The sequence below is a fragment of the Chthonomonas sp. genome, from assembly GCF_035294505.1.
Classification (GTDB): domain Bacteria; phylum Armatimonadota; class Chthonomonadetes; order Chthonomonadales; family Chthonomonadaceae; genus Chthonomonas.
In genome coordinates this window covers 19,904-35,093 of the sequence record NZ_DATGKU010000085.1, presented here as the reverse complement: position 1 = coordinate 35,093, position 15,190 = coordinate 19,904, and the positions used below count along the sequence as shown (strand labels likewise).

Genomic DNA, 15,190 nt, shown 5'->3' with positions numbered 1-15,190 from the left:
GATATGCTGCCTCCCGGAGCGAAAAAGCTACGACGGGCACGCCTTGCCATCTGTTTCGGCCCGCCCATCCATTTTTCGCCCGATGCCTCGCGCGAACAGATTCTCGAAACCGTCATGGCGGCCATTGCCCAGCAGATAGAGATTGGGAAACGGCGGATTGGCGAAAGGAAGGGAGATTTTCAAAGAGAAAAACAGGCGTCCTAAAATAGGCTCTGGCAAAAGAGAGACTATTTTGGGTATTTCACTATCAAAATCAAAACAGGAAGAAGGCTGAGAAGGGAATGTCGCTAACCGTCTTGAACCATGCCCTTGCCGATCATATTGTGACGCGCCTACGCGATGAAAACACGCCTCCGGAACAGTTTCGTCCGCTTACGCGGGCCTTAACGCACATTCTCATTGCAGAGGCCACAAAAAACCTGCCCACACGCCCCCGTACCATTCGCACGCCGTTGGAGGAGATGGAAGGCCGCGAGCTAGATGTGGAGATTGTGGCCGTGCCGGTATTGCGTGCCGGCCTTGGAATGCTTGAGCCCACGCTAGAGATGCTCCCCGGCGCAGCCGTCGGCTATGTAGGCTTAGAACGCGATGAGGTCACTGCAGAAGCCCATTCGTACTACTGTAAACTGCCGAACATGGCCGGCAAAACGGCGTTTTTGCTAGACCCTATGCTCGCCACAGGGGGGTCGGCCTATCGGGCGGCTAAAAGCCTCTATGAGGCTGGAGCCGAAAAAGTTATCTTGCTCTGCGTGGTTGCGGCCCCCCAGGGTATCGCCAAATTAGAGAAAGCTTTTCCTGCACTGCAGATCGTGGCAGCCGCACGCGATAGAGACCTGAACGCAAAAAGCTTTATCTTGCCCGGCCTTGGCGATTTCGGCGACAGGCTGTATGGAACCTTCTAGGCTCTGTGTCATAATACCGTTATATGATATGGACTTGAGGAAAAAGGAGAGAGGCAGTCCCATTCGCCCCGGCGTGCTGTTGGGGTGGTGGGCAAGGCAAACGGCGAACTATGAGCGTATTCGACGGCAAGCGCTTGCCAGTAAGCACATTTAAGCTTGATGTGGAGCGGATGCGCCGCGGTTGGTATTCGGATAAGTACTTCTATAACATTGTAGCTCTCTTGGCCGAGTTGGCTCGTCAGGGCTATCGCTTTGGCGGCAGTTGTCCCGATCTTTCCGATATCGGAGTAGATATCTCGAATGTGGACATCGGTAACATCGAGGTCGAGATGCAATGGTTCCCACGCCGCCAACCTATGTGCATTGTGGTGGGTGTGGATAAAGCCCTTGCCATGCTGCAGACCTGCACCGGCTACTTCAACGAACGGGGGGAATGGATAGATACGTTTGAGAATTTGGAGGTGTTGGCCGTTCACGATGGCAATATCGCCACCTACTCCGGTGATCCCATGCAGGTACAGCCGGTGTTAAAGGTACGGGGGCGCTATCGCGATTTTGCCATTTTGGAGACGCCCACGCTGGGCGCTCTCACGCGCGGATCGCGCATCGCCACCAATGTCTACCAGGTTCTCGAGGCGGCCAGAGGCAAGGATGTGCTCTTTTTCCCGGCACGTTTCGACGCTCACGAAGTTCAGGCGGGCGATGGATATGCCTACCACATCGCCGTGCAGGTCTACAATGCCCAGCATGGGCGCACGAATCCCTCTTTGGTTTCTACCGATGAGCAGGGCGATTGGTGGGGTGGGGCTGGAGGCGGCACGGTGGCCCATGCAGCTATCGCCTGTTTTTTGGGAGATACGGCGGAGACTATGCTCGCCTTTGCAGCGGTTCTGCCGCCCTCCATACCGCGCATCGCGCTGGTGGATTTTCATAACAACTGTTTGGGTGATACGCTCGCCGTGATGGAGCGCATGTTTAGCCGCTACATGCAGTTGATGGAGGCTGGCCGGCCCGAAGAGGCCCAGCGATATGTGCTCTATGGTGTACGGCCGGATACCAGCGGGAATATGCGCGATGTAAGCGTCGCCCCTTTGGGTGACCCTCGCCTGGATAATGGGGTAAATCCCCGTCTCTGTTTCGCCTTGCGTGCCGCCATTGATACCGCTTTTGAGGCATGGGACCTCCCCGCCCGTTGGGTGGATAGAGCGCGTGAATGGTGTCATCGAGTGAAGATCATCGTCAGTGGTGGGTTCAATCCGCAGCGCATACGGGCTTTCGAGGAGATGCATGTTCCCGTAGATGCCTATGGTGTAGGCTCGGCGCTTTTCTCGAATTGTGCCGAGTGCGGCACCACAAACGACTATACCGCCGACATCGTGCGGGTACGCATTCACGGAAAGTGGTATCCTATGGCAAAAAAAGGACGGCAGGCCTGCGATAACCCCGACCTAAAACCGGTAGACCGACTGCCGCCCTAACAAGTTCAAAGACGAGAAAGAGGAAATAGACAGATGGTTGTTGTTCATCTCCCGACATCTCAAGAAAATCGTCCATCGTGGCGGCGCTGCCTGCGCCATCTGAGACTTGCACAGCCCTTCATTCATCCTCTGTATAGGGTGCAACGCGATGGACTTAATGTGCAGCTATGGTCGGCCTCCTATAAGTTGCCGGCGCGCATGTTGGGAGCGCCGTTCTTTCGGAGAAAACAGGCCATCATCGTGCCCGTTTCGCCAGATCTGAAGATGGTTTATGGAGCCGCCAAGCTTGCTCGTGACTACGGTGCCGATCGCCCGCAAAGGGAGGCCGATCGGTTTGCCCCGATGCCGCCCGGCGAGGCGCTTATTGTAAGCGGCGCGCGCTATCGTTATGCCTATACGGCTCTCGCCGTTATTTTCGATCATCAAAAACAAAGCTCTCCCGAACGAATCGTTCACGCGGTGCGGAGGGCGATGGAGTTGGCGCGTCAACGGGATTGCACGGGCGTTATCTTGCCGGATTTCACAAACAACCTCATGCCCCAACCAAATCAGGTGACCCTCTCTCTGCAAAGGGCGGTTGCCGAATCCACCGCCCTTGCCATGGTGGAAGCCATTCGCGCATGCCGGGGACTTATGGAGCAGATTCACCTTTGGTGCTACGACCCAAGCAACGCCGAGGTCTATCTGCGCGAGCTTAGGCGCCTCTAATGCGCACCATGGAGATTCGTGTCGCGCTCTTGCCGGCTTTGGTTGGGGATATTCGAAATGCCGTCTGCATCGTTATAGACGCCTTACGGGCTACCTCCGCCATCGCCGTGCTCTTTGCACGCAACTGCCCCCGTGTTTACGTGGCAGAGGGGCATGAAGCCGCCATCCGTTTTGCACGCGAAAACCATCTGCTGCTTTGTGGAGAGACGGAAGGACGAAAGCCAGAGGGATTCGACTTCGGTAACTCCCCGGTGGAGTTTCTCACACAAGATTTTCAAGGGCGGCCCGTTGTGCTTTCCACAACCAACGGCACACGTGCTTTGGCACAGGCGAGACAAGCTCGGCGAGTTTTTGCAGGGGCACCGCTCAATCGAGCGGCCGTTGCCCAAGCGGCATGGGCTGCAGCCCAACAGGCTGAGGGAGATATCGTTATCGTGTGCAGCGGAACGGATGGCAATTTCACGCTGGAGGATGCTACCTCTGCCGGTCTCTTCGTGGAAGCGCTTATCGCCCAAGCCACACCCTGGGAACTTCCTCGGTTAGACGACGCTGCCGTGGCCTGTAAACGTCTTTGGCAGCAAGACCCTCAACTCCTTCGTAGCTGGCTTGAGGGACGCCATGCCCAACATCTTGCCGAAATAGGTTTCGGTGAGGACGTAGCCTACTGTGCCCAACCCGATCGGCTGTCTGTAGTTCCCGAATTGGCGAAAGACCCATCGGCGGAGCTACCAAAAGCCCCTATATTTCTCATTCCGGCTTAAATAGGGTTGCCAACTGCTGACAAATATTGTTTACCAATATTGTTGGGGTGGCTTTGCGCTTACCTTACCCTATATGTCCTATTGGGGGTATGGTTTGAACAACGGTTAAAGCAGTTCCTTATTCTTGCTTGTTAGCAGCTTATAGACTTCGGAGATGAGCCACACAAGGAGCGCGATCTCGAGAGCGATGAAAAAGAGGTGGCCCACCCAAGCGATCACGCCTAACAAAAGCTTCCATAAGATGAAGCCGACGATCATCGCAATGACGAGGAAAACAATGCGCATCGCAGAATCTCCCTTCTTTAAAACGGATTACTCTTGAATAGACGTAATTTCCGCACGAGTCGTTTCCAACTCCTTTTCTCTTTCTTTTCGTGCTAAATCGGCCGCGATCTCGGCTCCAAGTAGAAAGATGACCATGGAATAGTAAGTCCAGATTACCAGCGCCACAAGCTTGCTGAGTGAGCCATAGAGCTTATCATAAGAATGGAAACGAAGCAGAAAGAAGCTAAATGCGATTCGAATAAGCTCCCAGAAGATAGCGGCTACGATGGCGCCGATGAAGGCAGGGCGTTTGGGAGGGCGATAGGCGGGCAGAAGCCGATAAAGCTCGTAGAAAAGCAGTGTTGTAAGAACAAGCGGTAGAAGCGTAAGCCCCACTTGAATGAGAGAGCTAAGAGAAGCGGTGAGGTAGGGAAAGAGATGAGAGAAGAACGCCATGACCACCGCGGCGCTCATATCGGCCCCCATAAACAGAATGGTAAGCACGGTAGCCTCCAGGGCAATAAAACGCCTCTGATACCACTTGCGCGGTTCTCTTACCTCCCATATAAGGTTAAGCGCATTTTCAAGCACGAGAAACGCTTGATGCGCCCCATAAAGCAAGCCCACAAGCCCAATAAGCCCTAGAGTACCCCGATTGGCCAGAATATGGTCGAGAGTAGACTGCAAAAAGCCGGGGTTAAGGGGAAGAAAGCCCTCAACGGACGATATGAAGCTATGCAGGGCGCGCTCGGAACTGCCAATAAAAAAACCTATAACCGCAATGCCGAAAGCGAGAAATGGCACCAGGGAAAGGAGAATGCAGTAGGCACAGGCGCAGGCCATCATGCTTCCTTCGTGCCGACTATAGGCCTGATAAATGGTGTAAAGGTAGCGCCAAATGGTGCGGCCAATGCGCTTACCGCGACGATAGGACGCCGACAGCCCGTTCCTTTTTGGGTTTGAATCCGTGGGGTTTTGCTTAAACAATGCGATTCTCTAAGGTGCCAAGCAGATCGACTTCTAAACGCACGACGTCGCCGGGGCGCAGCCAAGGGTAGGTTCCTGGCGGGAACTCCACCAGACAGCCTGTGCCCACGGTGCCGGAGCCGATAAGGTCGCCCGGTAGGAGGGTGGTGTTTCGCGAGGCGTGGGCAATGAGTTCGGCGAACGTCCAGTGCATCTCTTTAAGGTTACCGTAAGATATCTGCTGCCCGTTCACAAACGCTTTCATCGTGAGGTCATAGCGGCGTCCCCGCCCGTTTTCGGGTAACGCTCGAGGTTCCAGCTCATCGGGTGTCACGAGGTAAGGCCCTAGGGAGGTCGCGAAATCCTTGCCTTTGGCCGGGCCAAGCCCCACCTTCATTTCGCGCCGTTGAATATCGCGCGCGCTCCAGTCGTTTAAAATGGTGAAACCGGCAATGTAGCTGTCTGCTTCCTCTACGGGAATGTTGCTGCCTGCCATTCCAATAACCGCTGCGACCTCTAGCTCGAAGTCAAGCTCCTCCGTTTCTGCGGGTTTGGGCACTGCGGCCCTGTGTGGTAGCATGCAGGCCGTGTTGGAAAAGTAGAAGGCCGGAGCCTCATACCACTCCGGAATCATGTCTAGTCCTCTCTGGCGTCGTGCATTACGCACATGCTCCTCAAAAGCGTAGAAGTCTCGAAAGGAGGTAGGACGCACGGGCAGATCGAGGTCTTCAAGAGGGAAGGGTCTGCGGAAAGGCCGAAGTTCCTCCGGCCCGATCTTCTCAAGCCGTTTCTGATGGCGCTCTAAAAGGTTGCCCCGCTTTCGCATTTGGCAGATAATAGGCAGGAACTCGTTGGCGTCGAGCGGCATGGTAAGACGGAGGTCGCCGGGCACAGTTACCGCAAAGTCGAATATCTCCTCTCCGATCAGAATGTAGTAGAAGCGTGGCTCGCTCTTCAGACGAAGTAACTTCATAAGGTTCCTCGTCGCGCCTGCTCTCGCTCGATGGCCTCAAAGAGCGCCTTAAAGTTTCCTTTGCCGAACGATTGCGACCCATGTCGTTGGATGACCTCGAAGAACAGGGTGGGCCGGTCTTCCACCGGTTTTGTGAAAATCTGCAGAAGATAGCCCTCATCATCACGGTCTACGAGGATGCCCAACTGGGCCAACTCGTGAAGGTCTTCTTCAATCTGACCTACGCGGGCCGGCAACATCTCGTAATAGGTGTCGGGGACATGAAGAAAAGAGACATCGTTATGGCGTAAAGCCCGCACGGTGGAGATGATGTCATCGGTGGAAAGCGCGATATGCTGCACTCCGGGACCTCCGTAGAACTCCAGAAACTCCTCAACTTGCGAACGTTTGCGACCTGGAGCCGGCTCATTGAGAGGAAATTTAATGCGTCCTTGACCGCCCTGCACCACCTTTGACATAAGGGCTGTGTACTCGGTGCTGATGTCCTTATCGTCGAAGCTGATCAGCTGCTTAAAGCCAAGCACCTCCTCATAGAAGTGAACCCAGCGATCCATTTGGCCCAGCTCCACATTTCCGACGATATGGTCTATGCTCTTAAAACCCACCGGATGGAAGGTGCGTGGGCTATAGCGCTCCGGATCGAGCGGTTTAAAGCCTGGGGCGAAGAGACCTCGATAGCGATCGCGATTGACGAAGCTGTGGATGGTATCGCCGTAGGTGTGAATGGCTGCATGAACGTAAACCCCCTCCTCATCCTCATGGTAGGTAGGTTCTTTGGCGCTCGTGGCGCCCTTGTCCAGGGCGGTTTGATAGGCAGCCTCCACATCGTCCACTTCAAAGGCGATATCTTGCACACTATCCCCGTGAATCAGCAGGCGGTGATTATCCGGATGGTCGGCGCGCAGCGGGGAAGCAAGCACAAAATGGATGTCACCTTGGCGCAGAAGATAGGCGGCCTCATGGCGAACACCGGTCTCGAGACCGGCGTAGGCAACAACCTCGAAGCCAAAGGCATTGCGATAGAAGTAGGCCGATTGGCGGGCGTTTCCCACAAAAAACCTTATGTGGTCAATACGCCGTATGGGCAGCTCTTGTGTGTTCATATTGGTCTCCTCGGTTCGAGCGAGCGTTGTCATCGTAGGCCTTCTGGGCCTCAAAAACTATTATGGTTTCTAGGACTAACTCTGTCAATAGAGACGGGTTTTAAGGCAAGGTTGTTTCAGCGATTCATGCTCTAAGAAGACATCCAACGGGTATAACATACAGGCTTTGAACTTGTCATGGAGCGAAAAATGGCTATCCGTTCTCCAGAAGCGCTGGCAAAGTGCATTGACCATACGCTTTTGCGCCCTGAAGCTTCCGCCGACGATATTCGGCGGCTCTGTGCAGAGGCACGGGCTTACCGGTTTGCTTCTGTTTGTGTGCAGCCGGTGCGCGTGCCCCTTGCAGTGAAAGAGCTTGAGAATACAGGCATCCCCATAGGCACCGTGATAGGGTTTCCTCATGGGGCGAATGGAACAGCAGTAAAGGTTTATGAGGTGGAACGCGCACAAGAGCAGGGAGCCACTGAATTCGATATGGTGATTGACCTCGGTGCCGTTCACGATGCCGATTGGCAGCTGGTTGCCGACGATATTCGGCAGGTAGCTGAGCATGTGCACGCGGGGGGAGGGGTGTTAAAAGTCATTTTAGAGTGCGCTTTACTCAACACCATGCAGAAGCGGCGCGCGGCGGAGATAGCGTTAGAAAGCGGCGCCGATTTTCTCAAAACATCCACCGGTTTTGCTTCGGGTGGTGCAACGCTCGAAGACGTGCGTCTGCTGCGACAAGTGGCCGGAGAGCGGTGTAAGGTAAAGGCTGCGGGAGGCATTCGCACCTTGCAAGCGGCATTGGAGATGCTAGAAGCAGGAGCCGATAGAATTGGTTGTAGCGCCAGCGTGATAATTATGGAAGAGGCCATGCGTGCTTTTGAGCAAACGGCCTAATGAACGAATCGAGCCGGCACCCTCCAGATGTAGAGCGTGCCCCCTTGGGTTCCGGCGGCAATGAAGCGTCCGTTCGGGGCGTAGGATACCGCGTTGATAATGGCGTCCTCCTCCTGAGATGTGTTGTCCGGAGGCACAAACCGATAGAGCACCTGGCCGGTACGCATGTCCCATAGACGCACGACGCCGTCGGTGCTGCCGCTTACCGCTTTCGTGCCATCCGGCGAGAGCGCCACCGCGTTCAGGCCGCCTGCGTCGTCGGCGCTTATCATGCGAAGTAGCTTGCCGGAGTGGACATCCCAAACTCGGATGGCGTTGTCTACCCCTGCACTATAAAGCACTTTGTCATCCGGCGAGAAGGCAACAGAGAGCGCTTGTGCGCCGTGGGCGCGATGGTTCCAGAGGAAGCGGGCAGTTGAAAGATCGTATATGCAAACATGGCCGGGAAGTCCGCTTGTAACCGACCCGCTTGCGATGGCAACGAGCCGATTGTCGTTAGAAAAGGCCACGCCGAACACCTCTCCCGGTGCGGGTATTTGCGCCACCGGGTAGAGCCGATGCACATCCCAAACCTCTACCGTACGTGCGCGTGTGCCTACGGCCAGGCGTTGACTATCGTGCGAGAAGGCCAAGGCACTTACATCTCCTTGAAATCCGTTAAGTTCGCCACGGGTAAGATAGCTATGGGCATCGCGCAGCCGAACACTGCCGTTAAGGAGAACGGCATCGGTGCCGTTTGCTAACAGTTTGCCATCTGGGGAGTAGGCCACAGCCGTAACGCTGCCGATGCCTGTGATGGAGCGATCGAGCGTTCCCTCAACGGTGTCGTAGAGGTTCAGCTCGCCAGGGATGAGGCGTTGGTCTTCGTTACGGCCCATCGCCGTGGCCACGGTGCTGCTATCCGGTGAGAAAGCGACGGAGTAGATGGGGCCGCTTTCGCTAATGGTGCGTACATAGGCGGGGATATAGCGCCTTTCCGCCGCATGGGCAAGCACCACGGTTACAGCTAAGGCCCCTGTAAGCCCGGAGAGAAAGGCCATGGGTCTGCCGGCTCGGGCGACCTTCCATCCGATGATAGCAGCTATAAGTGCAAAGAGGCCTGTAATAAAGTGCAGCACGGGCAGAAAAATGGCCAAGAGTGCCAAGACACCAGCAGCCCATGTGGCTGCCGGATAGGGTGGTAGGGAGGGGAGACGGGGCAGGGGGGTGCTGTAGGAGTTGTAGTAGGCCGATGGGGCTAGAGGCCATGACATCGCGGAGGGCACGCCGGCCGATCCAGAGGCGGCTACCGCTTGTTGAGGCGAAGGCGAAACGACAGGCGAGGCCTGTGCGGGCTGCGGCGCAGGAAGATTGCGAGGGGGCAGGGTAACCGGGTAGCGAGCCGGCTGCGACCGTGATGGGCGTTTGATAGGCTCCTGCGGCTCGGGTGGAAACGGATCACGCCCTCCCAACAGCGCTTTGCGTTCACACCAGGGGCAGCGAGTAAGATGGGCACCATAGCGATGAAGGGGGTTCTCGGTACAAACCGTGAGCGAAGCGGCAGCCTCTTTTAGGGCAGCACTCCAGGTGGCCGCATCCGGGCGTGCCGAGGGGTCGTGGAAGCCATCCTCGAAACAACGGGCGAAAAGGGCCTTGAGAGTAGGAGGCAAAAGCGCCATAGGGGGAGCTTGTGGCATCGGTTTATAGGGCACAGGGCGTGCCCCATAGGGATAATGACCAGCTCGAATGCGCTCGCTGTAGGGGGGAGGGTCGCCATGCCCCAAATAGATGCCGGAGAAGGGATGCGTGCCCTCCATAAGAAGCTGAAAGATAAGAACAGCTAGCCCAAAGAGATCGTGCTCCGGCGTGCGATCGATGGTGCGGAAATTGCAGTTTTGAAGCTCGGGAGGGGTATAGTCCGGCTTGCCAACCGGGCAGCGATAGGTCGTCTGCCTAACCGGGTCATGTACCTGAAACGAGTCGGTATCCACCAACGTAACCAGGCCGGTGTCTTTGACTAGGATATTCGATTCGTTGATGTCGCCGATCACATAGCCTCGTTGATGCAGGGCGCGGACGGCCCAAGCGACGTTGATGGCGGACGTATAGAGATATTCGTAAGTGAAAAGCGGGGTTTCCTTGCGGCGAATGGCCGGATTGTAGACGTTAAAGAGGGGGCGCATTCCGCTAACGCGCGGCATAAGGAAGCCGGCAAACCCACGACTGCCGTAGGCATGATAGAGCAGGTCTATCGGCCAGGCAATCGAGTGGTGGTCGGCGCCGGAGATGGGGATATCGGGAGGATTTTCCACCATAACGGTGAGCTTGCGCACCTGTTCTGGGGTTGGCTGGTGGTAAATTTTGGCGCAAAGCCGTTCTGCATCGGTAACCGCAAAAACCCGCGCCTCTCCGCCGGAGCCCAGCGGATGATTCATATCTACAAGAATACTGGAACCATTAGACTTACGGATAAGGCGCATCGGAGTTAAACGGTCCGGCCATGCAGTTCACGGTGGCGCACGGCGAGCACGAGGGTTAAGTCGTCGTCGGTACGTTCTGCAAGGCGCGGCGATCGCAGAAAGGCTTCAAGCTGTTGTTGACCATCGGCGCCGATATGAGCGGCGAATCGAAAAAGCGGAAGAAAGAAGGGAGCGTGGGGTTCGGCCTCCGGCAGTTTGAGCGCGAGGCGCTGCAGGCCGTCGGTGGTGACGGCGATGCCCAGCGGCCCCTCTGGATGGAAGGCAAACTGGGCGGCTTCCAAGCTGGAGGAAGAGGTTAGGAACAGGGTCTCGTTAACATACTCGGTTTGTGGGGGCCGGGTAAGAGTACGTAATGTATCGTTGGGGAAAAGCCCAACGCTGGTTCCATCACCTACCTGTGCGGCAGCCACGAAACGGGGGGTTGCAGCGACGAGCAGCAGCGTGCAGGCCAGCTCACGCAGCTCTATCTGCTGTGTTTCCGCCTCCTGTTCTAAACGCGCTCGTGCTGTGCAGAGGCCGCCGATAAGGTTTTTTTGTGCCTGCGACGCTTCATGAAGATTTGGGGCCTGCTCCGCACAGAAGTGGAGCGAGCTTTGTACGGCCAGGGTCGCGCCGAGTTGGCCAAACTGTGCGGAGCCGGCGCCATCGGCAACGGCGATCAAAAGCAGGCCTTTCGGTAGAACAAGGCATTCATGAGCGTCTTGACAAGGGTATCCGGCACGAACATGGCCTGTTCCGGCCACAGAAGCCGAAACGACCTTCCAAACCCCGCTGTGTGTCACCGTTAAACCGTACCCCATCCAGGTGGTGGAAGCGCCACCTGCTCATCTACTTGGGACTGCGATACCTTTTGCATGGAGGCCGAAAGCCAAACAAACATCTCTACAAAGTTAAGGCCCACGAGTTTAACGGGCGTTCGCACGGCAATTTGAGCCAGTTTGTTCATATCCGCATTTTCCACCCCAACGGCAAAAAAGGCTACCCGTTTAGCCGCCTCTTCTTCTCGAATTCTTTGGGCGGCGCGCTCCACCACCTCATCCGGCTCCCCTTGCGGTGCCCCGTCGGTGATGAGAAAGACCCACGGGCGATAGTAGGCGATTCCGTTGGCGCGATACTGGGCTTTTCGGGCGGCAATCATGTCGAGGGCTTTGTTAATGGCCGTTCCCATGTGGGTCATGCCGCCTGCAGTGAGGGTAGGCGGGTCGAACTGGTCGGCAGTGACGAAATCTTGAACAACCGTCACGTCGTTATTGAAGGCCACTATGGCGACCTCTACTCTTTTGGAGGCAAGGGGGTCGCGCATCAGGTCGTTTTTAAACGTTTTCAATCCCTCATTAAGGGCGTCTATGGCAGGGCCGTTCATGGAGCCGGAGGTATCCAGCAGAAGCACACAGGGGCATCGTGGCTCCGGGTTTTCCGCAAACTCAACGGCCTCTTCCAACGCAGAAGGAACACTCATATCCAACACCTACCTTTTTATTCTGTGTTACGAATCGCGTTCTGTTGTCTCTAAAATTATACTACGCTTTCGGAGGGGCAGAAATCACGGTGACAAGGGAAGGGGAACCCTCTTTCTCAGCGTTGCGTAATTTGATAATGACACACTAAAATGGTATAATACTAGTGTCTTCAAGATAATAGCAACGGAAAAACGAACCCTGGAGGATTTAAAGGATATGGGAAAAGCGGTTGGTATTGACTTGGGTACTACCAACTCGGTCATCGCCGTGGTGGAGGGCGGTGAGGTAACGGTTATCCCCAACTCGGAGGGAAGCCGTTTGACGCCATCGGTCGTGGCGTTTACTAAAACCGGTGAACGTCTTGTGGGAGCGCCTGCTAAACGCCAGGCCATTATTAACCCCGACCGCACGGTTATCTCTGTCAAACGCAAAATGGGAACCTCCGAGGTCATCCCCATCGGGGATAGAACCTACAAACCCGAAGAGATTTCGGCGATGATCCTGCAAAAACTGAAAGCGGACGCCGAAGCCTATTTGGGCGAACCGGTAACGGAGGCCGTTATAACCGTGCCGGCCTACTTTAACGATGCTCAGCGAACCGCTACAAAGAACGCCGGTGAAATCGCCGGGCTTAAAGTGCTTCGCATCATCAACGAGCCGACGGCGGCAGCGCTGGCCTACGGACTTGATAAAAAGAAAGAGGAGCGCGTGCTTGTGTTTGACCTCGGCGGCGGTACCTTCGATGTCTCTCTGTTAGAGATCGGCACCACCGAGGATGGTGGTTCCGTGCTGGAGGTGCTGGCCACGAGCGGCGATACGCATCTTGGTGGTGATGACTGGGATCAACGTATCGTGGACTATGTGGCCGAGGAGTTTAAACGCGAGACCGGTATTGACGTGCGTAAAGATAGACAAGCTCTGCAGCGCTTGCGTGAGGCCGCCGAGAAAGCCAAGATAGAGCTTTCTACCGTTACGCAAACCAACATCAACTTGCCCTTCATCTCCAGTACGCCGGACGGGCCGGTGCATCTCGATGTAACGCTCACGCGAGCTAAGTTCGAGGATATTACGCGCGACCTCGTGGAGCGTTGTAAAGGACCGTTCGAGCGCGCCCTGGCCGATGCGAAGCTGAAACCCTCCGATATCGACGAGATCGTGTTGGTGGGTGGGTCAACACGCATGCCGATGATTCAGGAGCTGGTGCGCCAGCTCAGTGGCGGCAAGGAGCCTAACAAAACGGTGAACCCGGACGAGGTGGTCGCCGTAGGGGCCGCCATTCAGGCCAGCGTGCTCGCCAGCGAGGGAGGCAGCAAAGGTACCAACATCCTGTTGCTCGATGTAACCCCGCTGTCGCTGGGTATCGAGACGCTTGGCGGTGTGATGACCAAGCTCATCGAGCGCAACACCACCATCCCGACCCGCAAGAGCCAGATATTTACCACCGCAGAGGACGGGCAAACGAGCGTCCATGTGAAAGTCTATCAAGGCGAGCGCGAGATCGCTGCGGCCAACAAGTTCCTCGGTGACTTCCAGCTCACCGGTATCCCGCCGGCGCCGCGCGGTGTGCCGCAGATCGAGGTTACCTTCGATATTGATGCCAACGGTATCCTCAGCGTGTCGGCACGCGACCTCGGCACCGGACGTGAGCAGAAGATAACCATTACCGGTAGCAGCAACCTGACCCGCGAAGAGATTGACCGCATGATGCGTGAGGCGGCACAGCACGCCGAAGAAGACCGCAAACAGCGCGAACGCGCAGAGGCGCGCAACCGTGCCGAATCGGCTATCTATGCGGCGGAAAAACAGATACGCGATCTTGGTGACAAGGTGCCGCTGGATTTGAAGGCGACTCTGGAGAAGCAGATAAGCGATCTGAAATCGGCCATCAACGCCGGCGATACCTCGGTCGAGCGCTTGCAAGAGCTAACTCAAGCGCTAGAGCAGACGATGTATCGCCTCTCGGAAGCGGTCTATCAACACGCCACGGCGGGCACGCACAACAGCCATAGTGCGGATGGTGCTGCGGGCGGCGAGCAAGAGTCGCCCGAAGAGACCGTGATTGACACGGAGTTCAAATGATCTTTCGTTCCCCTTCGCCGCCCTATGGGCGGCGAAGGGTACCTTGCTTTTCACACGTTTCTTCGGAGGAAGAAAGCAGAGCACTATAGGAAAGTGGGGTGATGCCAACGGTGAACGAAAAGAGCTACTATGAGATATTGGGTGTGGCGCGCAACGCAACCGCAGACGAGATCAAGAAGGCCTATCGTCGCCTTGCGCGCAAATATCACCCCGATCTGAACCCCGGTAACAAGGAGGCAGAGGAGCGCTTTAAGCGCATCCAAGAGGCCTATGATGTGCTCTCCGATCCGGAGAAACGTGCTCGCTACGATCAGTTTGGAGACGCGTGGCAACAGGCGCCTTTTGGTGGGGGACCCGGCGCGTCAAGCGGTTATTCCTCACCTTTCGGCGACTTTCAGGCCGAAAGCTTTCGGTTTTCCGAAGGAATTAATCTCGATGACATCTTCCGCATGTTCCGCGGAGGCGATGCGGGCTTCGGCTTTGGATTTCGCCCTCCTACAGCCACTGCGGAGGATATCGAGTTTGCACTTGATATGACGTTGGAAGAGGCCTATCGAGGCGCGACCAAACAGGCTCACTTCGTTGTGGAAGATGTCTGCCCAGAATGTGGAGGTTCGGGGCATAAGAGAACCGCTCAGGGACGTTTTGACCTAAGCGCCTCCGTGTGCCCTCGTTGTCGAGGGACAGGGCATATCGCCTCTCCACGTACCGTGCAGGTGAATATTCCGCCCGGTGCTTGGGATGGCCTGCGATTGCGGCTACAGGGAATGGGGCCGGCGGATGCCAAAGGACGGCGTGCCGACCTCTACATCACGCTGCGCCAGTTGCCTCACCCGCGCTTTGAACGGGAGGGGCAAGACCTCTACTTTGATCTCGATGTGCCCTTCACCGTGGCCGCCCTGGGCGGTGAAGCCACGGTAGAGACGCTGGACGGGCAGCGCCGGCAGATCGTTATTCCGCCGGGAGTCCAGTCAGGTCAGAAGTTGCGACTGGCTGGCAAAGGGATGCCACCTTTGAATGGCAGAAAAGCCGGGGATGCTTACGCTCGTGTGCGCATTACTGTGCCGCGCAATCTGAGTGAACGGGAGAAAAGCTTACTATTGGAACTGGCACGTCTGCGTGGCGACGCTGTGCGCAGTAAGTGAGAGAGGGGGG

15 protein-coding genes are annotated in these 15,190 nt (G+C 56.3%); 8 read left to right on the top strand and 7 right to left on the bottom strand.

Annotated features, from left to right (window positions below; all coding sequences use genetic code 11):
* The 5 genes from VKV18_RS04830 to VKV18_RS04810 all read left to right on the top strand — a co-directional run.
* Nucleotides 1-204 (top strand): hypothetical protein (locus VKV18_RS04830; protein WP_324203094.1); only part of this gene is annotated, 204 nt, incomplete at its 5' end.
* Between the two features lie 77 nt (nucleotides 205-281).
* On the top strand, nucleotides 282-902 hold the full coding sequence (gene upp, locus VKV18_RS04825; protein ID WP_324203093.1) for a uracil phosphoribosyltransferase: 621 nt from the start codon (nucleotides 282-284) through the stop codon (nucleotides 900-902).
* 110 nt (nucleotides 903-1,012) lie between these two features.
* Nucleotides 1,013-2,380 carry a nicotinate phosphoribosyltransferase gene (locus tag VKV18_RS04820; protein ID WP_324203092.1) on the top strand — a complete coding sequence of 456 codons (1,368 nt, stop codon included), beginning with the start codon at nucleotides 1,013-1,015 and terminating at the stop codon, nucleotides 2,378-2,380.
* 33 nt (nucleotides 2,381-2,413) lie between these two features.
* Nucleotides 2,414-3,088 carry a macro domain-containing protein gene (locus tag VKV18_RS04815; RefSeq protein ID WP_324203091.1) on the top strand — a complete coding sequence of 225 codons (675 nt, stop codon included), beginning with the start codon at nucleotides 2,414-2,416 and terminating at the stop codon, nucleotides 3,086-3,088.
* Nucleotides 3,088-3,849: a 2-phosphosulfolactate phosphatase gene (locus tag VKV18_RS04810; protein WP_324203090.1), complete on the top strand. Its 762-nt coding sequence runs from the start codon at nucleotides 3,088-3,090 to the stop codon at nucleotides 3,847-3,849. The genes VKV18_RS04815 and VKV18_RS04810 overlap by 1 nt, the downstream gene beginning before the upstream one ends.
* Before the next feature lie 105 nt (nucleotides 3,850-3,954).
* On the opposite strand, the gene VKV18_RS04805 is transcribed toward VKV18_RS04810, so the two are convergent.
* The 4 genes from VKV18_RS04805 to hppD are packed head-to-tail and all read right to left on the bottom strand — an operon-like array spanning nucleotide 3,955 to nucleotide 7,155.
* Complete coding sequence (locus VKV18_RS04805) at nucleotides 3,955-4,134, bottom strand: hypothetical protein (protein ID WP_324203089.1); 180 nt, start codon at nucleotides 4,132-4,134, stop codon at nucleotides 3,955-3,957.
* A 27-nt stretch (nucleotides 4,135-4,161) separates the two neighbouring features.
* Complete coding sequence (locus VKV18_RS04800) at nucleotides 4,162-5,100, bottom strand: YihY/virulence factor BrkB family protein (RefSeq protein ID WP_324203088.1); 939 nt, start codon at nucleotides 5,098-5,100, stop codon at nucleotides 4,162-4,164.
* The gene (locus tag VKV18_RS04795) at nucleotides 5,093-6,052 is read right to left on the bottom strand and encodes a fumarylacetoacetate hydrolase family protein (RefSeq protein WP_324203087.1); all 960 of its coding nucleotides are present in this window, start codon (nucleotides 6,050-6,052) and stop codon (nucleotides 5,093-5,095) included. Before VKV18_RS04795 ends, VKV18_RS04800 begins: the two co-directional genes overlap by 8 nt.
* Nucleotides 6,049-7,155 carry a 4-hydroxyphenylpyruvate dioxygenase gene (gene hppD, locus VKV18_RS04790; protein ID WP_324203086.1) on the bottom strand — a complete coding sequence of 369 codons (1,107 nt, stop codon included), beginning with the start codon at nucleotides 7,153-7,155 and terminating at the stop codon, nucleotides 6,049-6,051. The genes VKV18_RS04795 and hppD overlap by 4 nt, the downstream gene beginning before the upstream one ends.
* A 189-nt stretch (nucleotides 7,156-7,344) precedes the next feature.
* On the opposite strand from hppD, the gene deoC reads away from it, so the two are divergent.
* Complete coding sequence (deoC, locus tag VKV18_RS04785; protein ID WP_324203085.1) at nucleotides 7,345-8,037, top strand: deoxyribose-phosphate aldolase; 693 nt, start codon at nucleotides 7,345-7,347, stop codon at nucleotides 8,035-8,037.
* On the opposite strand, the gene VKV18_RS04780 is transcribed toward deoC, so the two are convergent.
* The 3 genes from VKV18_RS04780 to VKV18_RS04770 are packed head-to-tail and all read right to left on the bottom strand — an operon-like array spanning nucleotide 8,034 to nucleotide 11,955.
* The gene (locus VKV18_RS04780; RefSeq protein ID WP_324203084.1) at nucleotides 8,034-10,451 is read right to left on the bottom strand and encodes a protein kinase domain-containing protein; all 2,418 of its coding nucleotides are present in this window, start codon (nucleotides 10,449-10,451) and stop codon (nucleotides 8,034-8,036) included. The genes deoC and VKV18_RS04780 overlap by 4 nt on opposite strands.
* Nucleotides 10,452-10,501: 50 nt before the next feature.
* Complete coding sequence (locus tag VKV18_RS04775; RefSeq protein ID WP_324203083.1) at nucleotides 10,502-11,278, bottom strand: PP2C family serine/threonine-protein phosphatase; 777 nt, start codon at nucleotides 11,276-11,278, stop codon at nucleotides 10,502-10,504.
* Between the two features lie 2 nt (nucleotides 11,279-11,280).
* Entirely contained in the window at nucleotides 11,281-11,955 is a 675-nt protein-coding gene (locus VKV18_RS04770) for a vWA domain-containing protein (RefSeq protein ID WP_324199740.1), read from the bottom strand.
* Between the two features lie 217 nt (nucleotides 11,956-12,172).
* Between VKV18_RS04770 and dnaK the strand changes: the two genes are divergently transcribed.
* Nucleotides 12,173-14,035 (top strand): molecular chaperone DnaK, encoded by a 1,863-nt coding sequence (dnaK, locus tag VKV18_RS04765; protein ID WP_324203082.1) that lies wholly within the window; start codon nucleotides 12,173-12,175, stop codon nucleotides 14,033-14,035.
* A 101-nt stretch (nucleotides 14,036-14,136) separates the two neighbouring features.
* Nucleotides 14,137-15,180, top strand: coding sequence for a J domain-containing protein (locus VKV18_RS04760; protein WP_324203081.1), 1,044 nt, complete (start codon nucleotides 14,137-14,139; stop codon nucleotides 15,178-15,180).
* The last annotated feature ends 10 nt before the right edge of the window (nucleotides 15,181-15,190 follow it).